We start from the raw sequence: 20,739 nt of genomic DNA, 5'->3' as shown, positions 1-20,739 counted from the left end.
GGTCAGGAGACGGTCCACTGCTGGGCGTTGTTGCCGTTGCAGGTCCACTGCCGCACCTCGGAGCCCGGGGCGGTGCCGAAGTTGTAGTTGTCCAGGCACAGGCCGCTGTGCCGGTTGGTGAGGGTGGAGTAGCCGCCTCCCACGGACGTGACGCGCCATTGCTGGACGGCCAGGCCGTTGCAGGTCCACTGGCGTACCTCGGAACCTGGGGTGGTGCCGAAGTTGTAGTTGTCCAGGCACAGGCCGCTGTGCCGGTTGGTGATCGTGGAGTAGCCGTCGGCGGCCGGGGTGATCTGCCAGTCCTGCGTGGCGAGGCCGTTGCAGGTCCACTGGCGGACCTCCGCGCCCGGCGTGGTCACCCAGTTGTAGTCGTCCAGGCAGAGGCCGCTGTGCCGGTTGCGGATCCGCACCGTGGCAGGGGTGGGCTCGCCCGAGGGGCCGGGGATCACGGTCGAGGTCGAGACGGGGACGCCGAGGTCGGGCGTGCCGTCGGCGTTCCAGGAGATCTTCTGCACCCGGGTGGTGCGGGTGGTGCCACAGCCCTGGCTCGACGAGGAGTTGGCGTGGTAGGCGATCCAGGTCTCGGTGCCGTCGGGCGAGGTGAAGAAGGAGTGGTGGCCGGGGCCGTAGACGCCGTTCGCGTCGTTGCGCTGGAAGATCGGGCTGGGGAACTTGGTCCAGGACGCGGCCGACAGCGGGTCACCGCCGCGGTACTCCAGCATGCCGAGCTTGTAGTTGGGGCCGTTGCAGTGGCTGGCCGAGTAGGTCAGGAAGGTGCGGCCGCCCCGCTGCAGCGCGAAGGAGCCCTCGTTGACGGCGCCGTTCTGACGCTCCCAGTCCAGGGTCGGGGCCGAGATCCGCCTGCCGAACGCGCTCGCCGTCCACGGGTTCGACATCGGCGCGATGAACAGCGACTGCAGGCCGTCGGACGCGAACGCCGAGAACGTCATGTAGAGGTTGCCGTCGAGCTTGAGCAGGCTGGCGTCGATCGCCCATCCGTTGTCGGGCATCAGGTTGACGACCCCGCGGACGGTGTAGGGCCCCATCGGGTCGGACCCGGCGCTCTCGGCGACATGGGTGCGGCGGGGCAGGCTGCCCTGCTCCACCGAGTAGTACAGGTACCAGCGGCTCCCGACCATCTCCAGGTGCGGCGCCCACATCGTGTTGCCGCCGGTCCGTACGACGACCTGCTCGGGCGCGCTGCGCAGCCCGGCGATCGTCGCCGAGCGGCGCATGACCACGTCGGAGTTCCACGTCGTGGCGACGTAGTAGTAGAAGCCGTTGTGGAAGACCAGCGTCGGGTCGGCGCTGTTGGGCGTCGGGACGACGGGGTTGGTGAAGGACGGGCCGGGCGCCGCCTGGGCGCGGCCGGTCGTGAACAGGGCTGACAGGACGATCGTGACGACGGCGAGCGTCAGGATCCGGCGCGCCGTGCCCGGCAGGGAAGCCAACACGAGGACTCCTTGGGGGGTGGGGTCGACCAGTTGTGTTAGCGCTAACACAACTGGTTGCTTCGTCGTGCTCACTTGCTGGTGGAGAGATGTGTGCCAAGTGTTAACGCCAACACCACAACCGTCAAGGGCGCCTCCGCCGCCGGCTGGGAGGTGGGACAACCTTCAGAGTGCCTGAAGCTTCCGTTAAGCTTCAGTAACCCTGAAGGTTGGAGGATCGAACGTGAGGGATCACGTCCTGCTGTCCGTGCACGTCCTGGCGGCCATCGTGTTCGTCGGGGGCTCGGCCGTGGCCGCGAGCCTGTTTCCCCGCTACGCCCCCGTGGCGGGCCCGCCGGGCGAGGGCGAGCGCAGCCCGGCAGTGGCCGCCGCCCTGCACCGCATCACCCGCGGCTACAGCCTGTTCGGTCTGGTGGTGCCCGCCGTCGGCATCGTGATGGCCCTCGCGCAGGGCCGGATGGGGGAGCTCTGGATCGTCGCCTCGATGGCGCTGACCGGCGTCGCGGCCGTCCTGCTGGCCACCCAGATCTACCCGCGCCAGCGGGACGCGCTGCGCGACCCGGACGACGGGAGCCGGCTGCGCGCGCTGTCCATGCTCGCCGGCTTCTACAACCTGGTCTGGGCGGCCGTGGTCGTGCTGATGGTCGTCCGGCCGGGAGCGTGACCGGCGATAGCGCCGGTCAAATCCGAATTGTGGTGAGTTGCGACGTTTGTCAGATTGCATTACGTTGAGGCTTCATTTGCCCAGACCGTGCGTGCCCCACCCCCGGGGAGCGCACGGCCGCCGAATCCGTTCGCGGAGCCGGGGACCCATTCCCCTTGGGGTGAATCGGCGCACCACGCGCCGTAGGGCACTTCCACGCCCGAACCCGTCAGCTAACCCGGTAGGCGGCATGGAAGCTAGGAGCAAGCCCCCAGATGAACGTCACCCACCGGTTCGGCGGAGCGCTGATCAGCCTCGCCGTCGCCGCCGCGGCGTTGACCGCCGGCAGCACCGCCGCCCACGCCGCCCCGCCGGTCGCCACCCCCGTCGACGCCGCGCAGGCCGAAGCCGCCCCCGCCGTCCTGGCCACGGCCGCCCACCTGGTCGACGCCACCACCGGCCAGGTCCACTTCAGCAAGGAGGCCGACCTGCGCAGGCCGGTCGCCAGCCTCACCAAGATGATGACCGCGTACGTGGTGCTCCAGCGGGCCGAGCCCACCGACAAGGTCGAGGTCACCACCGCCGACGTCGGCTACGCCGCCAGGGGCGGCGCCGCGGTCGCCCACCTGCGCGCCGGCGACACGCTGACCGTCGAGGACATGCTGCACGCGCTCATGCTGCCCTCCGGCGCCGACGCCGCGCACGCGCTCGCGCGCACGTACGGGCCGGGCGTCGAGGGGTTCGTGGCCGCGATGAACGCCACCGCCCGGCAGCTCGGCATGAACGACACGCTGTACGTCAACGCGGACGGCATGCCCTACGGCGGCGGCGGCCACTCCACCGCCCGCGACCAGGTCCGCCTGGCCCAGAAGGTGCTGGAGAACCCGACCCTGGAGAAGGTCACCTCCACCCAGTACCACACCGTCCCCGCGACCTCCGAGCGCCGTTCGTACTCATGGCGCAACACCAACCGCCTGCTCGGCACCTCCGGCGCGCTCGGCGTCAAGACCGGCTACACCCGCGCCGCCGGTTACACGCTCGCCTTCGCCGCCGATCGGGGCGGCAGCCGGCTCGTCGGCGTCCTCCTCGGTGAGACCAGCTCCAGCCGCCGCTTCCAGACCGCCGAGGCCCTGCTCGGCTGGGCCGGCGCCGCGGCCGCACAGCGATAGCGGTCTCCGTGCGAGCGGCCCGGCCAGGGCCGCTCGCACGGACGGACCGCCGCACCCTCTAGGGTCCTGTTGAACATTTCAAGCCGCGTGAGAACGGGACCCCCATGAACCTCGCACTGTGGATCGTCGCGGGCCTGCTGGCCGCCGTGTTCGGTGTGGCCGGGCTGATGAAGCTGGCGCAGCCCAAGGAGAGGCTCGCGGCCGCCGGCCTGGCCTGGACGGAGGACTTCTCCGCCGGCGCGGTCAAGGCCATCGGCGGGCTGGAGGTGCTGGCCGCGCTCGGGCTGATCCTGCCGGCGACGTTCGGCGTCGTCCCGATCCTCACCCCGCTGGCGGCGGCCGGGCTGGTCATCGTCATGATCGGCGCCGCGGTCACGCACGGCCGGCGCGGGGAGCATCCGGCGATCGCCGTCAACGTGGTGCTGCTCGTCCTGGCCGCGTTCGTGGCCTGGGGCCGCTTCGGCCCCCATGCCTTCTGACGTGACAGCTCGGCCCGGGATTCACGGGTGCGCCGTCGAGACCCGCTCCACCAGGTCAGGCTGGAAGACCACGTGACGATGCTCGTGGCCGCCGGGGCTGTCGGCCTCCTCCAGCAGCATCAGCGCCGCGGTGCGGCCCAGCTGCTCGCGCGGCTGGCGGATCGACGACAGCGGCACGGCCGCCGCCGCGGCGAAGTCGATGTCGTCGTACCCGAGAATCGCCACGTCGGCGGGGACCCGCAGGCCGCGCTGGGTGAGCTCCTGCAGCACGCCCATCGCCACCAGGTCGTTCGCGCAGAACACGGCGGTGGGCCGCTCCTCGCGGGGCAGGCCGGCGAGCTCCTTGCCGGCCTGGCGGCCGGTGGCGACGGTGAGGTCCGGCAGTGGGATCACGGTCAGCTCGCTGTCCGGGCCCAGCACGCCGGCCAGGCCGTGGTGGCGGTCCTCCACCTGGCGGACGGGGAACGGCCCGCCGGCGAAGGCGATCCGCCGGTGACCCCGGTCGAGCAGGTGCCGACCGGCGAGCCGGCCGCCGAGCACGTCGTCCACCGAGACGGCGCACCCGTAGGAGTGGCGCGACGAGCTGTCGAACGTCACCACAGGGATGCCCCGGGAGATCAGCCCGCCCAGCCGCTCCCGCTGGCCCGAGGCGTTGACCGGGGTGATCAGCACGCCCAGCGGGCGCTCCTCCTCGAACATGCGCAGCAGCCGCGCCTCCCGGGCGGCGTCCTTGCTGCTGTTGACCACCATCACGTTGACGTCGACGTCCTGCGCGGCGGTCTCGACGCCGTTCAGCACGTCGATGAAGAACGGGTTGGTCAGGTCGAGCGCGACCACGGCGATCGTCGTGCTGCGCCCGGCCCGCAGCTGGCGGGCGGAGCCGTTGCGGACGTAGCCGAGCTGGGCCACCGCCGCCTCCACCCGCATGCGGGTCTCCCTGGCCACCATCTCGGGCCGGTTGAGCACGTTGCTCACGGTGCCGACGGAAACCCCGGCGAGTCGGGCGACGTCTTTGATGCTCGGCATCGTTCCTCGGTCATGAAGTGCGGCGGCGCTTGAACCGTATCAATGCTACGGGCGCCCCCGAGAGACCGCGTCTCAGCGCGGATCGCGCCGCAGCGGATGCTCGGGCGGCACCTCCACCAGCACGATCCGGTGCCCGTCGGGGTCGGCGATCCAGAGCTCGACCAGCCCCCACGGCTCCCGCCTGGCCTCGCGCAGCACGGTGACGCCCGCCCGCCGCAGCCGCTCCTCCTCCCGGCCCACGTCGCGGACCTGCAACCACAGCATCATGCGCTCGCCCGCCGGTCCGCCGGAGTGCCCCGACAGTTCGAGGAACCCCTGCCCGAGGAAGAAGACCACGCCGGGATGGTCCGGCGGGCCGAACTCCCGGTAGACGGCCAGGCCGAGCGTATCGGCGTAGAAACGGCGGCTGCGCTCCAGGTCACCGGGGCGCAGCAGTACGCGGCTGCTCAGCACTTCCATGACCCGGACCGTTCCCCGCCGGCGCCGGATCAGGCGCCGCCGTTCAGGACGGGCGGCGCGCGTACACCTCGATCTCGATCTTCATGCGCGGGTCCGCGAGTCCGCAGACCAGCATCGTCGCGGCCGGGCGGACCTCGCCGAAACAGCGGCGCAGCGCGGGCCAGCAGGGCTCGAAGTCGGCGCGGTCGGGCAGCAGGTAGCGCACCCTGACCACGTCGCCGAAGCCGCACCCCGCCTCGGCGAGCGCCGACCCGATGTTGCGCAGGCACTGCTCGGCCTGCTCCACCACGTCGCCGGAGATCGTCATGGTGGCGTAGTCGAAGCCGGTAGTCCCGGACACGTGCACCCAGTCACCGTCCACCACGGCGCGGGCGTAGCCGATCTGCTCCTCGAAGACCGAACCGCTGAGGATGGCGCGTCGCTCTGTCATGCGCGGCACGATAGGTGATCGGCGGCGATACGTCGAAGACGCGTGGACTCATGGGCTGATATCTCTGGGCGTATGGACCGTCCCGAGCTTCCGCTGCACCACCTGCACGCGTTCGCCGTGCTCGCCGAGGAACTCCACTTCGGCCACGCGGCCGTCCGCCTCGGCATCGCGCAGCCGCCGCTGAGCCAGCAGATCCGCCGCCTGGAGGAGAGGGTCGGCCACCCGCTCTTCCACCGCGAGCCGGGCCGGATCTCCCTCACCGCCGCGGGCCGGGAGCTGCTGCCGGCCGCCCAGCGGGCCCTCGCCGGCGTCGCGGCCGGGCTCGCCGCCGCGCGGGACGCGGGAAGCGGGCGGACCGGCCGGCTGCGGATCGGGTTCGCCGCCTCACTGGCGCTGACCGTGCTGCCCGGCCTGCTGCGCGCCTTCCTGGAACGGTTCCCCGAGGTGCGGCCCGACATCCGCGAGATGACCACGGCCCCGCAGCTCGCCGCCCTGCACGACGGGACGATCGACGTCGGCCTGCTGCGCGAGCCGCACTCCGGTGAGGCGGAGCTCGGCTTCGCGACGGTGCTGACCGAGCCCTTCGTCGCCGTCCTGCCGTCCGCTCATCCGCTGGCGTCCCTCCGGTCCGTCCCGCTGGCGCGGCTGGCGGACTCGCCGTTCGTGCTCCTGCCCCGCGCGGCGGGGCCGGGCCTGTACGACCAGATCACGGACCTGTGCGCCGGCGCGGGCTTCACCCCGCGGATCGTCCGTCACGCGGTGGAATGGCTGACGGTGTGCGCCCTGGTGGAGGCCGGGCTGGGCGTGTCGCTGGCCCCGGCGAGCATCCGGCGCGTCCGGCTCGCCGGGGTCGCCTTCCGCGCGATCACGCCCGGCACGGCCCGCACCCGCGTCGCCGCCGCCTGGCGCCGTGACGACCCGAACCCGGTGGTCGCCAACTTCCTGGCGACGCTGCCCTGACGAGGGGGTCACGCGACCTTGGCGGACGGCGCCTTCCACGTGTTGCACGCGCCCGGCCTGCCGGCCTTGTGGCCCTGCCCGGCCCAGTGAGCACGGTTGGCGGGCTTGCCGTCGTTCTTGGCGAACCTGGCATACGCCTTGGGCTGAGCGGACTTGAGGAAGGCCGGCCAGTCCTTGACGGTGCGGCCCAGGCTCTTCACCGACACGCCCTGGAGGCAGTCGGACTGCAGGCCGTACCGGCGGTTCTGCTCGTTCATCACCTTCTCCGAGCCGTCGTTCCGCAGCGCCCACCAGACCCGGCCGATGCCGGTCTGGCCGAGGACGACGCCGCTCCACGTCCGGGTGAGCGAGGAGAGGATCTTGTCGTCCTTCTTCGCCCTGATCCAGTCGTCGGCCAGCCGCACCTTGATGACGGTGCCGCAGACCTCGGAGAAGGACTCGCGCAGGTCCATGCCGCTGGAGCAGGACTGGAGGTCGTCCTTGGCCCTGAACTCCACCTTGACCGGCTGGAAGTCCTTGATGGCCGGCTTCCACGCCTTGTTGAGACAGCCGACGAGCTTGGTGATGTACGTCCTGGTCGAGGCGGCGGTCGTGCCCTTGGCCGCCCCGCAGGAGACCTTGGGCAGCTTGGCCGCCTTGTAGAGCGCGTTGTGGGTCAGTTCAGGGGCGCCCTTGACCGGGTCGGCGTGGGCCGCACCTGACAGAAGCACCACACCGGCGGCCACCGCCGCCGACAAACGAATGATCATGACGCGGAATCGTACGGCCCGCGCCCGTGGAATGGCCAGCCGTCACGTCACGTCACGGGTGATCATGACCGGGCAGGGCGCGTGCTGGGCGCAGTACTCGCTGGTGGACCCGAGCAGGACGCCTTCCAGCCGGCTGCGGCCGTGGGAACCGAGGACGAGCAGGTCCGCCTCGGCGCCGAGCCTCGTCAGCACGTCGGTGGGGTGGCCCTGGACGACGAGGGGCCGGGCCTTGACCCCGGTCTCGGCCAGTTCGCGGTCCAGCGTGCGCTCGCCCCACTCCATCAGCCGGTCGGTGTCGGGCTTGACCAGTTCGACCCCGACGGAGTCCCAGTGCACGGCGTGCACGGCGTGCAGGTCGACGCCGCGCAGCGCGGCTTCCTCGGCCGCCACCCGCAGGGCGTGCCGGGCGTGCTCCGATCCGTCGACCGCGGCGATCACGTGGCTGTGCGAGTCGGACAGGCGCGGCAGGTCCGGGACGACGGTCACCGGGCAGGGCGCCTGGTACAGGCAGGCCTTGCTGACCGAGCCGAGCAGCAGCCCGGCGAGCCGGTTGTGGCCCCGCGAACCGACGACGAGCAGGTCGCCGGGGGAGCAGGCGGCGATGAGGCCGGCCGCGGCACCGCCGTGGCCGAAGCGCGGTTCGGCGTAACCCCGGGTGATGTCGCCGGCCGCCCGGCGCAGGTCTTCCTCGGTCTTCTCGCCGGTCGCCGATGTCCGGTCCGGCAGGATCGTCCAGGGCTGGAGCTCGGCGCGGTGCAGGCGAGCCTGGCCGAGCGCCCACCCGAGCGCCCTGACGGAGCCCGGCGAGCCGTCGAATCCGGCGATGACGCGTTCCACGGAAATGTCCTCCTTGGCGTGGTGGAGCAGATGATCTTGCGGCGTGGTCGCTTGTCGAGGGCGGTGGGGCGCCCTATACCCCGGGTCACGCTCCGTACGCGGCTTCCTTGAGCCCGTCTGCCGATCGGGTGGAAAAGGACTTTGGTCCTTCCCGAGATGACCTTCGGCCCCCGACCGGCGGCCTGAGCTCGCCCTACGTTGGTCACGTCCCTCCCGGAAGTGGAGCAACCGCCCGTGCCGACGACCCGTGCGTACCCCGGCCCCCGCCTGGCCGCCGGGCGGCTCCCCCTGCTGGGCGGGGCCGCGGTGGCGCTGGTCGCGGGCCTGTTCGGCGGAGTGGCCCTGCTGGTCGCCTGGCTGCCCGCCCCCGCGGCGTTCACGGAGCAGCACGGGCCGCTGATGGCGCTGGGCTTCCTGGGCACGCTCATCTCGCTGGAACGCGCGGTGGCGCTCCGGCAGCTCTGGGGATACGCGGCCCCCGCGCTGTCCGCGTTCGGGGCGGTCGCCCTGGCCGCCGGCGCCGAACAGGCCGGCAAGGCGGCGCTGACCGCCGCCGCGGGCTGGCTGGTGGCCGTCTACGTCGCGCTGCTGGGCCGGCGGGTGAGCCGCGAGACGCTCATGCAGCTGGCCGGCGCGCTGGCCTGGTTCGGCGGCGGCCTGCTGTGGCTGGCCGGACGGCCGATCCCGGAGCTGGTGGTCTGGTTCGCCGCCTTCCACGTGCTGACCATCGCCGCCGAACGGCTGGAGCTGGCGCACGTCGTCTTCCTGCGGCCCGGGGCGTGGGGCGGCCTGGTGGCCGCGGCCGCGCTGGTCGGCGCCGGCGCCCTCGTCTCGCTCGCCGGCCCGGTCATGGGCGCGCGGACGGCCGGGGCCGGGATGGTCCTGGTCGCCGTCTGGCTGGCCTGGCGCGACGTGGCCCGCCACACCGTCCGCGGCTCCGGCCTGCCCCGGTACGCGGCCGCGTGCCTGCTGGCCGGCTACGCCTGGCTCGGCGTGGCCGGAGTCCTGTGGGCCGCCACCGGCCTGTCGTCCGGCCGCTACCTGTACGACGCGGCCCTGCACGCGCTGTTCCTCGGCTTCGTGATGTCGATGGTCTTCGGCCACGCCCCGGTGATCCTGCCGGCGGTGCTGCGGGTGCGGCTCCCGTACCGGCCCGTTCTGTACGCGCCGCTGACGCTGCTGCACGTGGCCGTGGCCGCCCGGGTCGCCGGTGACCTGGCCGCCCTGGACGCGGTGCGCACACTCGGCGGCGTCCTGGCCGTGTTCTCCCTGCTCTTGTTCGCCGGATGCGCGGTCGCGGCGTCGCGCTCGCGGTCCGGTCACGATAAGGAGGTGCCGGCGGTGAACCCTGTCGAGATCCGTAAGGGGCCGGGTGCCCCGAGCACGCCGCCGCAGCGCCCGCGCGCGTCGTGGCACCTGCGGGCGAACGCGATCGTGGTCGGCTGGCTGGCCCTCACCGTCGCGGTGGCGCTGGCCGGCGACTTGCTGCCGGCGCCGCGCTGGCTGCTGATCCACGTGTTCCTGCTCGGCGGGGTCTCCACCGCGATCCTCATCTGGAGCGAGCACTTCACCGTCGCGCTGCTGCGCACCAGGACCCCCGCGCAGACGGCGAGCCTCGCCCGGCTCGCGCTGCTCAACGCCGCCACGATCGCGATCCTGTACGGGGTCGCCGCCGGTCCCTGGCAGCTCGCCGCGGCCGGCGCGGGCGTGGTGGTGGCCGTGGTGCTGTGGCACGCGTACGTGCTGGTCGCGCTGCTGCGCCGGGCCCTGCCCGGCAGGTTCGGGCACGTCATCGGCTGGTACGTGAGCGCGGCCGGCGCTTTGGCGGCCGGTGGCGTGCTCGGCGGGCTGCTGGCCGCGCACGTCCCGCACGCCGATGCCCACGAGCGCATGCAGGCCGCGCACGCCGAGGTGAACCTGCTCGGCTGGGTGGGGCTGACCGTGCTCGGCACGCTGTTCACGCTGTGGCCGACCGTGCTGCGCACCCGCATGCCCGACCGGACCCGCCGGGCCTCCAGGATCGGGCTGTGGCTGGCCGCCCCCGGCCTGGGGGTGACCGTGGCCGGGCTGCTGACCGGCTGGCGGTGGGTCGCGGTCGCCGGGCTGGCCGCCTACGCGGCCGGCACCGTGGCGGCGCTGGCGCCGCTGGCCGAGGCGGTGCGCCGGCGGCGCCCGCACACCGGGGCGGCCTGGACGATGGGAGCGGGCGTCGTCTGGTTCGGGATCGCGCTGGTCGCGAACCTGGCGATCGTGGCCACCCGTCCGGCCGCCGAGGTCACCGCCGGGCTGGATCCGCTGCTGCCGCTGGTGCTCGCCGGGTTCGTCGCCCAGGTGCTGCTCGGCTCGCTGCTGCACCTGCTCCCTGCGGTGCTGGGCGGCGGCCCGGCCCGTTTCAAGGAGAACGCGGCGCTGCTGGAGCGCGGCTGGGCGGTGCGGCTGGCGGCCTTCAACCTCGGGGTGCCGCTGCTGGCGCTGCCGGTGCCCGCGCCCCTGCGCCTGCTCGGCTGGGCACTCGTGCTCGCCGCGACCGCCGCGTTCGTGACCCTGGCCACGACCGCCCTGACCCGTTCCCGGGCGGTCGGGCGTACGCGCCCCGCAGCCGAGAAGACAACCGTCACGACGCCAGGCCACGGCCCCACCAGCGGCGGCGCGACGCCCCTCATCGGACCCGACGGCGGCGTGATGAGCCCCATCGGACCCAGCGGCGCGACGCCCCTCATGGGACCCGGCGGCGGCGCGACGCCCCTCATGGGACCCGGCGGCGGCGCGACGACCTTCATGGGACCCGGCGGCGGCGCGACGACCTTCATCGGACCCGGCGGCGGCGCGATCGCAGGAGGCGCTTCCGCCGACGGCGCGTCCCGCAGCGCCTCTGCTGGCGACGCGTCTCGCGGCGCCTCCATCGGTGGCGCGACGGCCGCCGACGCCGCCCCAGGCGCCGCCGCAGGCGCCGGCGGCGGTGACGGTGATGGGACTGGTGGTGGGTGGCTGCGGGCTTGGCCCGGGCTGGCCGGGGTGGTGGTGGGGATTCTGCTGACGGCGGCGGCGGTCGTGGTGTCGACGACCGGTGGTGCCGGGACGGCGGAGATGGTCACGGCCACGGGGGCGCGGACGGTCGAGGTGACCCTGGCCGGGATGAGCATCAGGCCCTCGGTGATCGAGGCCGCGCCCGGCACCGTGCTGACGCTGCGCGTCACCAACACCGACGCCCAGCGGCACGACCTGCGGTTGGCCACCGGCGAGCGCACCCCGCTGCTGGGCCGCGGCGAGAGCGCCACGCTCACGCTGCCGCCCCTGGCGGAGGCGGTCGACGGCTGGTGCACCGTGGCCGGGCACCGCGCCGCGGGCATGACCATGCGCGTCGTCCCCGCCGGCACCGCGCACGGCGGCCACGCCACCGGCGGCGACACCGTGGCCCCCGCCCGCCTCGACCTGTCCGCGCCCATGTCACCGGAATGGACCCCGCACGACGCGACGCTCAAGCCCGCGCCGGGAGGCGTGGAACACCAGGTCGAGATCCGGGTGGACGACCAGGCCGTCCAGGAGGTCGCGCCCGGCGTGCGGCAGCGCGTGTGGACGTTCAACGGCAAGGTCCCTGGCCCGGTGCTGCGCGGCAAGGTCGGCGACACCTTCACGGTCACGTTCGTGAACGGCGGCACGATGGGCCACGGCATCGACTTCCACGCCGGGGCGAACGCGCCGGACGAGGTCATGCGCACCATCGAGCCGGGCGAACGCCTCACCTACCGCTTCCGCGCCGGGCACGCCGGAGCCTGGCTGTACCACTGCTCGACCATGCCGATGACGCAGCACATCGCGAACGGCATGTACGGCGCGGTGGTCATCGATCCGCCGGAGCTGCCGGAGGTGGACCGCGAGTACCTCCTGGTGCAGGGCGAGCTCCACCTCGGCGAGCCGGGCGGCGACGCCCAGGTGGCCAAGATCCGCGAGGGACGTCCCGACGGCTGGATGTTCAACGGCACCGCCGCCGGGTACGACCACGCGCCGCTGGCGGCGAAGGCCGGGGAGCGGGTGCGGATCTGGGCCGTCGCCGCCGGTCCCAGCTCGGGCACGGCACTGCACGTCGTGGGGGCGCCGTTCGACACGATCTACAAGGAGGGCGCGTACCGGCTGCGGAAGGACGACGCGGGCGGCGCGCAGGTGCTGGATCTGGCCCCCGCCCAGGGCGGCTTCGCCGAGCTGGTCTTCCCGGAGGCGGGCACGTACCCGGTCGTGGACCACACGATGCGGCAGGCGGAGGCCGGCGCGCACGGCCTGTTCAAGGTGAGCGCCCGCTGACCAGGGCCACGCCCGCCCCGCACCCCACCGCTGCCCACGTCGTGGGCGCCCCAGCGGCGGCGGAAGTCGTCGCCGAGGGTGGACAGTTCGCCGACCAGGTCGAAGCTGCCGCCGGCGCCGTCGAGGAAGGTGAAACGGGCGAAGTTCGGCGGCCGGGTGAGGTGGGCGCAGACGTCAGGCACGCAGACGTCAGGCACGCAGACGTCAGGCACGCAGACGTCAGGCACAGGGCGCGGCCCAGGAGGTTGGCGGTTCCGACCGGTCGTTGCCGACGATCGCCGGGGCGGTGGTGAGGGTGTCGAACATCCACTGCAGGCCGGGGCGTGCCGTCGGCTGCGTGGGGCGGCGGCGCGGGATGGCGTTGCCGCCGTTGGTTTCGTGCGCGAGGCCAACGGCAGGTGGGCGCGTTCGAGCTTGGCGTAATACTTCACGCTCATCCCGGCATACTTCACGCTCATCCCGGCACGCTCGGGAGTGATCTTGGCGCGCCGGGAGGTGAGGAATTCGCGCACTTAGGATGGCCGGGTGTTCGCCCAGGCCGCCGTCGAATTCGGCGAGCGTCGCTCTGAGGGATGCCGGTCGTGCTGTGGCTCGGCGACCAGGCCGTCACTTTGATCGACCCGCCGCCGTCGCGGCAGTTCGCCGCGATTTTGGCGTTGACCGTGCGGCTGACGGACGCGACCGGCCTGGACGGGCACGCCGAAGCGGGCGAACGGGTCACGGTCCGGATCGAGCCGGCCGCGACCGGCTCTTGACCATCACGGCAGCCCTTGTGGCGCTCTGGCCGAGGTGGCCGGGCCTTGTGGTCAGGGACGGCCGATGCGGACCTTCCAGACAGTCGGTCCCGACTCGAGGTACTCCCAGGTGAACTCGCCGGGGTGCTCGGCGGCGAACTGGTAGTAGAGCGGTTTCGGGTCATGGTCGTTGACCAGCACGAACGCCGTACGCGCGGTCAGTTCGCCGAACGTGGCGAAGATCTGCTCGTGGCGCTGCGCCGGGACCAGCCGGCGCACGTCGAGCTCCGGCGACTCGGCCGGGGCCCGCTCCTCCTCGACGGCCTCGACGGTGTCCGGCTCGCCGCCGAGGACCTCCTGCATGCCCTTGAGCAGGGCGGCGAGGTCGACTCCCGCGTCCGCCAGCGCGGGCAGCAGGATCTCGTTCTCCTTCTCCACGTGGCTCTGGAAGACGGCGTTCAGCGCCGTGGCGGCGGCGGAGATCTCTCCCGGGGAGCCGGCCGAGGCGAGGTCGCCGACCAGCTCGCGCAGCGTCAGGTGCTCGTCGTGCATCGCCCGCACCAGCAGCCTGGTCCTGGGCAGGTCGGCGGCGACGCGGTACACCGTCTCCTCCTCCGCCATGGCGTGCGGGAGCACCTCCTGGTTGCAGAAGTCGACCAGCACCCCGCGCCGGGCCGCGGGCGACGCCAGACGGTCGATCGAGCGGCTGATGGTGAGCGCGTGGTCGGACATGGTCCGGCCGAGCTGGTCGTGGTGGGCGCGGATCGTCGCCAGCACACCGTCCTGAGTGCCGCGGTCCGTGGATGCGGTCATGGGTTCAGCCTTTCTGTCGGGTGAGCAACGGGGCGCGGCCGCGCGTACTCGGCATGCTGAAACGCTAGGCCGCGGTTCCGGCCGGTGTCACCGGCTACAAGTCACCGGCCGGGCGGGCACTAGGACCCCGGTTTCCGGGCCCTTCGCCTCTGGCGGGCGACGGCTCACGTAGCCTGCAGGTCACGCAGGCCCGGCTCCTCGGTCAACCGGCCGGCCTGCACCCAGTACCAGCCGAGCGAGGCGGTGAACCGCTCGGTCAGCCGCGTGTCGCCCAGGCTCATGGCGGCATCCAGCGCGCCGCGCAGGTTGGCGGCCTCGGCGTCCAGCCGCCGGATCCAGCGGTGCCGCGCGGGCCCGCTCCGGTACGACTCCGCGCACTCGGCGAGCTGGGTGTAGTAGGTGGCGTACCAGCTCAGGACGCGGTCGTGCTCGCCTGCCTCGCGCAGGCGCTCCAGCCCGTACGCGGCCACGGACTCCAGCAACCGGTACCTGTCGCCCGACCGTACGATCAGCGACCGGTCCACCAGCCGGGCCAGCAGGTCGGCGACGTCGTCCGGCGCGAGGTCCGACCCGCAGGCGGGCAGCGCTCCCTCGATCGGCAGAGGCACGGCGCAGACCCGCTCGGCGGCCTCCAGCGTGCAGCCGCCCACCTGGACGGCCAGGCGGCGCAGCACCACGCGTTCGGGCTCGGTGAGCAGCTCCCAGCTCCAGTCGAGTGCCGCCCTGAGGGTCCGCTGGTGGGCGGGGCCGGTCCGGCGTCCCGCCGACAGCAGCCGGAAGCGGTCGTCCAGCCGCGCCGCCAGGGCCGCCACGCCCAGCGAACGCGTCCGGGCGGCGGCCAGCTCCAGCGCCAGCGGGATGCCGTCGAGGCGGCGGCAGATCACCTCGGCGGCGTCGGCGTCCCCGGCCGTCAGCGCGAAACCCGGCTGCGCGTCTGCGGCCCGGGCGGCGAACAGCCGCATCGCCGCCCATACGTCCAGCGGCGGCACCTCCTGCACCACTTCGCCGGTCACGCCCAGAGGCTCCCGGCTGGTGGCGATCACACACAGCCCGGACCCACCGCGCAGCAGCCGCTCCACAAGCTCGGCCACCGCCTCCACCACATGCTCGCAGTTGTCGAGCACCAGCAGAGCCCGGCGATCGCCGAAAGCCGCGGCGATCGACTCCCCCATTCCGCCGGGCACCCCCGGCACGGTCGCGCCCGCGCCGCCGCTGATCATCCCGGGCACGGTCCCGCTCGCGCCGCCGCCGATCATGCCGGGTGCCGCCCCCGCGCCGCCGTCGTCGCGTACGCCGAGTGTCGTCGCGATGGTTTCGGCCACGTCCGGGCCCGCGGTGACCGATGACAGTTCCACCAGGTACGCGCCGCCGGGGAAGTCGCCGGCGAGCCGGTGGGCGGCCGCCAGGGCGAGGCGGCTCTTGCCGACGCCGGCCGTGCCGGTGAGCGTCACGAGCCGGGTCGTGGGTGGCAGCGCGGCCAGTTCGTCGAGGGCCTCGTCGCGGCCCACGAGCTCGGTGAGCGGTTCGGGCAGCCGGGTGGGGGCGGGCGCCGGGACGACCGCCGGGCGGCGCAGGCCGGGGCTCTGCTCCAGGATCGCCTGGTGGAGAGCGGCGAGCTCGGGGCCAGGGTCGAGGCCCAGTTCGTCGCGGACGCGCTCACGCAGGGACCGGTAGACCTCCAGCGCCTCGGCCTGCCGCCCCGAACGGTAGAGGGCGCGCATGAGCAGGCCGTGGAAGCGTTCCCTCGTGGGGTGCTGGGCGGCCAGTTCGGCCAGCTCGCCGATCTGGGACGAGTCCTGCCCGAGAGCCAGCCGTACGTCGGCGTAGTCCTCCAGAGCCGTCAGCCGCTGCTCCTCCAGCCGGGCCGCGGCCCCCCGCACGAGCGGTTCGCCGGGGAAGCCGGCGAAGGCCGGGCCGCGCCACCACGACAGCGCCTCGGCCAGCAGGGCGGCTCTCTCCCGGGGGTCCCCGGCGGCCCCGGCCCGGCCGGCGGCCTCGCGGAAGCGGCGGGCGTCGGTGTCGCCGCCGACCAGGTAGCCCGGCGACCGCGTGACGATCAGCTCCCTGGCACCCGCCTCCGCCTCGTCCAGCGCCCTGCGCAGCTGCGACGCCTTGGCGCGCAGCGCGCCCAGCGGGTTGCCCGGCGGCTCCGGCCCCCACAGGTTCTCGATCAGCCGGTCGGCGGCCACGACCTGCCCGTCTCCGGCGAGCAGGCAGGCCAGGAGCGCCCGTACCTTGAGCTCGGGCACGCGCACGGCACGCCCGTCGTCGGCGATCACCTCGAGCGGCCCGAGTACGGCGAAGCGCATGGATCTCACCCTAAGCAGTTCCGAACAGGACCCGAACGTCCGCCCTCCAGGCTGATCGCATGACGACCACCACGACTTCCCCCAGGACCGGGGCGCGGGCGTGGCTGGGGCTGCTCGTGCTCGCCCTTGCCACGCTCCTGCTCGCCGTGGACAACACGGTGCTGATGCTCGCGCTGCCTCACCTGGCCGCCGACCTGAACCCCAGCGCCACCGAGCTGCTGTGGATCACCGACGTGTACGGGTTCATGATCGCCGGATTCATCATCACCATGGGCTCGATCGGCGACCGGATCGGCCGGCGCAGGCTGCTGCTGATCGGTGCGGCCGCGTTCGCCGCCGCCTCGCTCGTGGCCGCGTACTCCACCACGACCGTGATGCTGATCGGCGCCCGCGTGCTGCTGGGGATCGCGGGCGCCACGATCGGGCCGTCCGCGCTGGCGCTGGTGGCCGGGCTGTTCGCGGACGCCAGGCGGCGCGCCCTGGCCATCGGCGTGTTCACCGCCTGCTTCATGGGCGGGGCGGCGGCCGGGCCGGTGATCGGCGGGGTGCTCCTGGAGCACTTCTGGTGGGGCTCGGTGTTCCTGATGGGGGTGCCGATCATGGTGGCCGTCCTGGTGGGTGGCTTGGTTTTGCTGCCGGAGACCAGGGCCGAGGGCTCCGGCAGGCTCGACCTGGCCAGCGTGGCGATGTCGCTGGCCGCGATCCTGCCGCTCGTCCACGGACTGAAGGAGCTGGCCGACGACCCGGGGCAGCCGGTGGCGTACGCGGCCCTCGGCGTCGGCCTGGCGTTCGGCTGGGCGTTCGTCCGGCGGCAGCGCCGGCTGGCGGAGCCGCTGGTGGACCTGCGCCTGTTCGGCGACCGCTCGTTCAGCGCGGCCCTGCTGATCCTGGCGCTGGCCATGGTGCTGCAGGGCGGCGTCTACCTGTTCGTGAGCCAGCACCTGCAGCTCGTCGAGGGCCTCTCGCCGCTGGCCGCGGGCCTGTGGATGGCCGTCCCCGCTCTCGGCCTGGTCGCGGGGTCGCTCGCGGCGCCGCTCGTCGCGGGCGTGTTCCGGCCGGGCCTCGTCGTCGGGGCCGGGCTGGTCGTGTCCGCCGCCGGGTTCGCCGTCGTCGTGGCGGGCGACGGCCTCGGCACGCTGATCGCGGGTGTCACGATCGCCTTCCTCGGCATGGCGCCCGTGGGCGCGCTGGGGCTCGGCTTCATCGTCGGAGCGGCGCCGCCGGAGCGGTCCGGGTCCGCGTCGGCGATGGCCGAGTGCGGCGGCGAGCTGGGCATCGCGCTCGGCATCGCGCTGCTCGGCAGCGTCGGCACCGCCGTCTACGGTGGCACGGTCACCTCGCCGCACGCGGGCGGCTCGCTCGGCGAGGCGCTGACCGCCGCAGCCGCGCTGCCGCCGGGACAGGCCGCGGACCTGGTGGCGGAGGCGCAGGCCGCCTTCACCCAGGGGCTGCTCGTCGTCACGGCCCTGAGCGGGGTGCTCGTGCTCGGCCTGGCCGTGACCGCCATGACCTTGCTGAGGCATCTCCGCCCGATCGGCGGGGACCGGTAAGCACTGCCGCCGGAAGCGGGATGACGGCCCGCCGGGACGAGGGGCGAAGGTCCGTCCCATCGCGGGACCGTGGCCTCTGACCCACGAGCCGGGATCGCCGGACGATGAGGGCATGAGAATCGGAATCAACGGGTTCGGCAGGATCGGCCGCGCCATCCTGCGCTCCAGCACCGACCCGCTCGTCTCCCGCGACATCATCGGCGATGCCGCCCCCTGCGTGGTCGACTCCGGTCTCACCCGGTCCGGCGGCGACCTGGTCAAGGTCTTGGGCTGCTACGACAACGCATGGGGCTGTGCCGACCGGCTCGTGGAGATGGCCCAGCGGATGGAGGAGCCGGCATGTCAGCGGTGATGGTCGAGGGACTGCGCAAACAGTACGGGACGGTGAAGGCCGTCGACGGGGTGAGCTTCACCGTCGAACGGGGAGAGGTGTTCGCGCTGCTCGGACCGAACGGCGCGGGCAAGACCACCACGGTGGAGATCCTGGAAGGGCACCGCGGGCGCGACGCCGGTCACGTGTCGGTGCTGGGCTTCGATCCGGCCACCGGCGGCCGGGCCTACCGCGAGCACATCGGGATCGTCCTGCAGGAGGCCGGCTTCGAGGAGGAGTTCTCCGTCTTCGAGCTGGTGCGGCTGTACGCAGGCTTCTACCCGCGCCCACGCGATCCTGACGAGGTTGTCGAGCAGGTCGGGCTTCAGGACAAGCGCGACGCCCGCGTGCGGACGCTGTCCGGTGGGCAGCGGCGCCGGCTGGACCTGGCGCTCGGCCTGGTCGGGCGCCCGGACGTGCTGTTCCTGGACGAGCCGACCACCGGCTTCGACCCGTCGGCCCGCCATCACGCGTGGGAACTGATCGACGGCCTGCGTTCGCTCGGCACGACGATCCTGCTCACCACCCACTACATGGACGAGGCCCAGCACCTCGCCGACAGGGTCGCGGTGCTGCGCGCGGGCCGGTTGGCCGCCTGCGGCGCGCCGGACACCCTCATCGCGGCCGAGCGGGCCAGCGTGCTGTCCTTCCTCCTGCCCGAGGGCACGGCCGCAGCCGACCTGCCACCGCTCACCGGCCGCGTCGAGGTGCGTGGCGCGGCGGTGTCGGTCGAGACCGCGCGGCCCGCCCATGACCTGCACGCGCTGACCGGCTGGTCGCTGGAGCGCGGCACCGAACTGACCTCGCTGACCCTGTCCCGGCCGTCGCTGGAGGACGTCTATCTCGACTTAGTCGGCGAGGCGCCATCATGATCGGGCGGCTGGTCCGGCACGAGACCCTCTCCTTCGTCCGCACCCCGATGGCGGCCTTCTTCACCGTCGCGATGCCCCTGCTGATGACGGTGATCGTCGGGGCGGCGGTGGGGAACCAGGTCGTCCAGCCCGGTACGGACGTGCGCGTCATGCAGTTCGTGATCCCCGTCATGGCCGTGTTCGGCGTCGCCCAGGGCTGCTTCGGCGCGCTCGCCATCCGCCTGGCGGATCTGCGTGACCGCGGCTGGCTCAAGCGGCTGCACGGCACGCCGGTGCCGGCCTCGGCGGTGCTCGCCGGGCTGACAGGGGCGTCGCTGGCGGTCGCGGCCACGACGGTGGCCGTGCTGCTCACCGTCGGCGGACTCTTCTACGGCACTCAGCTGGTCTGGCGCACGCTGCCCGCTCTGCTGCTCACCCTGCTGCTCGGGGCGGCCTGCTTCACCGCGCTCGGCTTCGCGATGGTGGCGCTGCTGCGCAACGCGGCGGCGGTGCAGTTACTCGGCACCGGCCTGCTGCTGGCGCTGGCGTTCATCTCCGACGTCATCCTCGTCGGCGCCCGGCCGCCCGCCTGGCTGGACGTCGTGGGCTGGGTCTTCCCCTTGCGGCACTTCGCGCACGCCGTCCGCGACGCCATGAACCCGTTACTCACCGGAGCGGGCTTCCAGGCCGGCCACCTGGCGGTGCTGGCGGCATGGGGTGCCGGCGGCGCCGTGGCGGCCGTCTGGCGCTTCCGCTGGGAACGGCCCCAGGCTCATGCCCAGACCGCGAGGGCGGCGCGGAACCGGCGTCCCCTGCGGCAGGGGCGCCCCGCGCGATGGCGGCTGGTGACCGATCAGGTCACGCACGCGCTGGTCCGGTTGCGCAGGGACCTGTCCACGGCGTTCTTCACGGTGATCCTGCCGGTCCTGCTGCTCGCGCTGATCTCACTGATCTTCGCCGGCGCCCGGGTCTCGGGGGTGCGGCTGCCGGTGTTCATGCTCGCCGCGATGATCACCTACACGGTGGGCGTGGCCTCGTACGTGAACATCTCCGACACGATCGCCGGTGATCGCGAGCGCGGCGTGCTCAAACGGCTGGCCGGCACCCCGCTGCCGCGCTGGGCTTATCACACCGGCCACCTCGCCACCGCACTGCTGGTGACCGCGGCCACCACCGTCCTGCTGGCGCTGGTGGCCGCGCTCGGCCACGGCGTCAGGATCGGGCCCGGCGCGCTCGCCGGCATGCTCGCCGCGATCGTCCTCGGCACGGCGTGCTTCACCGTGCTCGGAGCCCTCGTGGTGGCGTTCGCGAGCAGGCAGCAGACCGTCAACGCCATCACCCTCGGCACGTTCCTCCCCCTGGCCTTCGTCTCCGACGTCTTCGTCATCGGGGGCGAACTCCCCGGCGCGCTGCGCATCGCCGGGGACGTCTTCCCGCTCAAGCACGTGGCGCACACGGTGCTCGCCGCGCTGGCGGGACGGCCGTGGCCGTGGATGGACCTCGCCATGGTGACGTGCTGGACCCTGGGCGGGATGGCGGCCCTCGCCGTCGTGGAAGCCCGGCGCAGGACGGGCGGACGGCTCCAGCCGCCATGATCGCCGCAGGGGGCC

General features: G+C 73.3%; 18 protein-coding genes and 1 riboswitch. Of the genes, 10 read left to right on the top strand and 8 right to left on the bottom strand.

The annotated features are described in order from the left end of the window. Positions 1 to 2: 2 nt before the first annotated feature. Positions 3 to 1,454: a family 43 glycosylhydrolase gene (locus ABD999_RS03545; RefSeq protein ID WP_271279138.1), complete on the bottom strand. Its 1,452-nt coding sequence runs from the start codon at positions 1,452 to 1,454 to the stop codon at positions 3 to 5. A 220-nt stretch (positions 1,455 to 1,674) separates the two neighbouring features. Here ABD999_RS03545 and ABD999_RS03540 point away from each other — a divergent pair, with 220 nt between their 5' ends. The 3 genes from ABD999_RS03540 to ABD999_RS03530 all read left to right on the top strand — a co-directional run bounded on the left by ABD999_RS03540 (position 1,675) and on the right by ABD999_RS03530 (position 3,742). Beyond that, positions 1,675 to 2,115, top strand: a complete 441-nt coding sequence (locus ABD999_RS03540; protein ID WP_271279139.1) for a hypothetical protein — start codon at positions 1,675 to 1,677, stop codon at positions 2,113 to 2,115. A gap of 108 nt (positions 2,116 to 2,223) precedes the next feature. Next, positions 2,224 to 2,357: riboswitch (cyclic di-AMP (ydaO/yuaA leader) on the top strand. 12 nt (positions 2,358 to 2,369) lie between these two features. Next, the gene (locus ABD999_RS03535) at positions 2,370 to 3,263 is read left to right on the top strand and encodes a D-alanyl-D-alanine carboxypeptidase family protein (RefSeq protein ID WP_345482559.1); all 894 of its coding nucleotides are present in this window, start codon (positions 2,370 to 2,372) and stop codon (positions 3,261 to 3,263) included. A 104-nt stretch (positions 3,264 to 3,367) separates the two neighbouring features. Beyond that, positions 3,368 to 3,742 carry a DoxX family protein gene (locus tag ABD999_RS03530; RefSeq protein ID WP_271280550.1) on the top strand — a complete coding sequence of 125 codons (375 nt, stop codon included), beginning with the start codon at positions 3,368 to 3,370 and terminating at the stop codon, positions 3,740 to 3,742. A 21-nt stretch (positions 3,743 to 3,763) separates the two neighbouring features. Here the strand turns inward: ABD999_RS03530 and ABD999_RS03525 are convergent, their stop codons facing one another. The 3 genes from ABD999_RS03525 to ABD999_RS03515 all read right to left on the bottom strand — a co-directional run bounded on the left by ABD999_RS03525 (position 3,764) and on the right by ABD999_RS03515 (position 5,657). After that, entirely contained in the window at positions 3,764 to 4,768 is a 1,005-nt protein-coding gene (locus ABD999_RS03525; RefSeq protein WP_271280549.1) for a LacI family DNA-binding transcriptional regulator, read from the bottom strand. A gap of 72 nt (positions 4,769 to 4,840) precedes the next feature. Next, positions 4,841 to 5,227 carry a VOC family protein gene (locus tag ABD999_RS03520; protein WP_271280548.1) on the bottom strand — a complete coding sequence of 129 codons (387 nt, stop codon included), beginning with the start codon at positions 5,225 to 5,227 and terminating at the stop codon, positions 4,841 to 4,843. A 43-nt stretch (positions 5,228 to 5,270) separates the two neighbouring features. Further along, entirely contained in the window at positions 5,271 to 5,657 is a 387-nt protein-coding gene (locus ABD999_RS03515) for a RidA family protein (protein WP_148031819.1), read from the bottom strand. A 72-nt stretch (positions 5,658 to 5,729) separates the two neighbouring features. On the opposite strand from ABD999_RS03515, the gene ABD999_RS03510 reads away from it, so the two are divergent. Next, positions 5,730 to 6,617: a LysR family transcriptional regulator gene (locus tag ABD999_RS03510; protein ID WP_345482558.1), complete on the top strand. Its 888-nt coding sequence runs from the start codon at positions 5,730 to 5,732 to the stop codon at positions 6,615 to 6,617. An 8-nt stretch (positions 6,618 to 6,625) separates the two neighbouring features. Here ABD999_RS03510 and ABD999_RS03505 read toward each other — a convergent pair whose 3' ends face one another. Beyond that, positions 6,626 to 7,366, bottom strand: coding sequence for a hypothetical protein (locus ABD999_RS03505; protein WP_271279403.1), 741 nt, complete (start codon positions 7,364 to 7,366; stop codon positions 6,626 to 6,628). A gap of 42 nt (positions 7,367 to 7,408) precedes the next feature. Then, positions 7,409 to 8,203, bottom strand: a complete 795-nt coding sequence (locus ABD999_RS03500; protein WP_271279404.1) for a universal stress protein — start codon at positions 8,201 to 8,203, stop codon at positions 7,409 to 7,411. 234 nt (positions 8,204 to 8,437) lie between these two features. Between ABD999_RS03500 and ABD999_RS03495 the strand changes: the two genes are divergently transcribed. Further along, positions 8,438 to 12,502, top strand: a complete 4,065-nt coding sequence (locus ABD999_RS03495; protein ID WP_271279405.1) for a multicopper oxidase domain-containing protein — start codon at positions 8,438 to 8,440, stop codon at positions 12,500 to 12,502. Between the two features lie 572 nt (positions 12,503 to 13,074). Further along, on the top strand, positions 13,075 to 13,257 hold the full coding sequence (locus ABD999_RS03490) for a hypothetical protein (protein ID WP_271279406.1): 183 nt from the start codon (positions 13,075 to 13,077) through the stop codon (positions 13,255 to 13,257). A 51-nt stretch (positions 13,258 to 13,308) separates the two neighbouring features. On the opposite strand, the gene ABD999_RS03485 is transcribed toward ABD999_RS03490, so the two are convergent. Both ABD999_RS03485 and ABD999_RS03480 read right to left on the bottom strand, forming a co-directional pair. Beyond that, entirely contained in the window at positions 13,309 to 14,049 is a 741-nt protein-coding gene (locus ABD999_RS03485; RefSeq protein WP_148031814.1) for a DUF2249 domain-containing protein, read from the bottom strand. A 164-nt stretch (positions 14,050 to 14,213) separates the two neighbouring features. Beyond that, positions 14,214 to 16,358, bottom strand: coding sequence for an AfsR/SARP family transcriptional regulator (locus tag ABD999_RS03480; RefSeq protein ID WP_271279407.1), 2,145 nt, complete (start codon positions 16,356 to 16,358; stop codon positions 14,214 to 14,216). A gap of 59 nt (positions 16,359 to 16,417) precedes the next feature. On the opposite strand from ABD999_RS03480, the gene ABD999_RS03475 reads away from it, so the two are divergent. From ABD999_RS03475 to ABD999_RS03460, 4 genes are all read left to right on the top strand, one after another. After that, the gene (locus ABD999_RS03475; RefSeq protein ID WP_271279408.1) at positions 16,418 to 17,908 is read left to right on the top strand and encodes an MFS transporter; all 1,491 of its coding nucleotides are present in this window, start codon (positions 16,418 to 16,420) and stop codon (positions 17,906 to 17,908) included. 112 nt (positions 17,909 to 18,020) lie between these two features. After that, complete coding sequence (locus tag ABD999_RS03470) at positions 18,021 to 18,260, top strand: hypothetical protein (RefSeq protein WP_271279409.1); 240 nt, start codon at positions 18,021 to 18,023, stop codon at positions 18,258 to 18,260. Beyond that, positions 18,248 to 19,150, top strand: coding sequence for an ABC transporter ATP-binding protein (locus tag ABD999_RS03465; protein WP_271279410.1), 903 nt, complete (start codon positions 18,248 to 18,250; stop codon positions 19,148 to 19,150). The genes ABD999_RS03470 and ABD999_RS03465 overlap by 13 nt, the downstream gene beginning before the upstream one ends. Next, a complete protein-coding gene (locus ABD999_RS03460) occupies positions 19,147 to 20,724 on the top strand; it encodes an ABC transporter permease (protein WP_271279411.1) in 1,578 nt (525 codons plus the stop codon). The genes ABD999_RS03465 and ABD999_RS03460 overlap by 4 nt, the downstream gene beginning before the upstream one ends. The last annotated feature ends 15 nt before the right edge of the window (positions 20,725 to 20,739 follow it).

This window comes from Nonomuraea ferruginea, assembly GCF_039540635.1.
Taxonomy (GTDB): domain Bacteria; phylum Actinomycetota; class Actinomycetes; order Streptosporangiales; family Streptosporangiaceae; genus Nonomuraea; species Nonomuraea ferruginea.
Note: the sequence above shows the minus strand (reverse complement) of the source record. Positions and strands in the feature narration are given on the sequence as shown.

Bases quoted from the DNA above. Each gene is read 5' to 3' on its own strand.
- ABD999_RS03535 (WP_345482559.1), top strand. From the start codon at position 2,370: ATGAACGTCACCCACCGGTTCGGCGGAGCGCTGATCAGCCTCGCCGTC.
- ABD999_RS03530 (WP_271280550.1), top strand. From the start codon at position 3,368: ATGAACCTCGCACTGTGGATCGTCGCGGGCCTGCTGGCCGCCGTGTTC.
- ABD999_RS03525 (WP_271280549.1), bottom strand. From the start codon at position 4,768: ATGCCGAGCATCAAAGACGTCGCCCGACTCGCCGGGGTTTCCGTCGGC.
- ABD999_RS03520 (WP_271280548.1), bottom strand. From the start codon at position 5,227: ATGGAAGTGCTGAGCAGCCGCGTACTGCTGCGCCCCGGTGACCTGGAG.
- ABD999_RS03515 (WP_148031819.1), bottom strand. From the start codon at position 5,657: ATGACAGAGCGACGCGCCATCCTCAGCGGTTCGGTCTTCGAGGAGCAG.
- ABD999_RS03510 (WP_345482558.1), top strand. From the start codon at position 5,730: ATGGACCGTCCCGAGCTTCCGCTGCACCACCTGCACGCGTTCGCCGTG.
- ABD999_RS03505 (WP_271279403.1), bottom strand. From the start codon at position 7,366: ATGATCATTCGTTTGTCGGCGGCGGTGGCCGCCGGTGTGGTGCTTCTG.
- ABD999_RS03490 (WP_271279406.1), top strand. From the start codon at position 13,075: ATGCCGGTCGTGCTGTGGCTCGGCGACCAGGCCGTCACTTTGATCGAC.
- ABD999_RS03485 (WP_148031814.1), bottom strand. From the start codon at position 14,049: ATGACCGCATCCACGGACCGCGGCACTCAGGACGGTGTGCTGGCGACG.
- ABD999_RS03480 (WP_271279407.1), bottom strand. From the start codon at position 16,358: ATGCGCTTCGCCGTACTCGGGCCGCTCGAGGTGATCGCCGACGACGGG.
- ABD999_RS03475 (WP_271279408.1), top strand. From the start codon at position 16,418: ATGACGACCACCACGACTTCCCCCAGGACCGGGGCGCGGGCGTGGCTG.
- ABD999_RS03470 (WP_271279409.1), top strand. From the start codon at position 18,021: ATGAGAATCGGAATCAACGGGTTCGGCAGGATCGGCCGCGCCATCCTG.
- ABD999_RS03465 (WP_271279410.1), top strand. From the start codon at position 18,248: ATGTCAGCGGTGATGGTCGAGGGACTGCGCAAACAGTACGGGACGGTG.
- ABD999_RS03460 (WP_271279411.1), top strand. From the start codon at position 19,147: ATGATCGGGCGGCTGGTCCGGCACGAGACCCTCTCCTTCGTCCGCACC.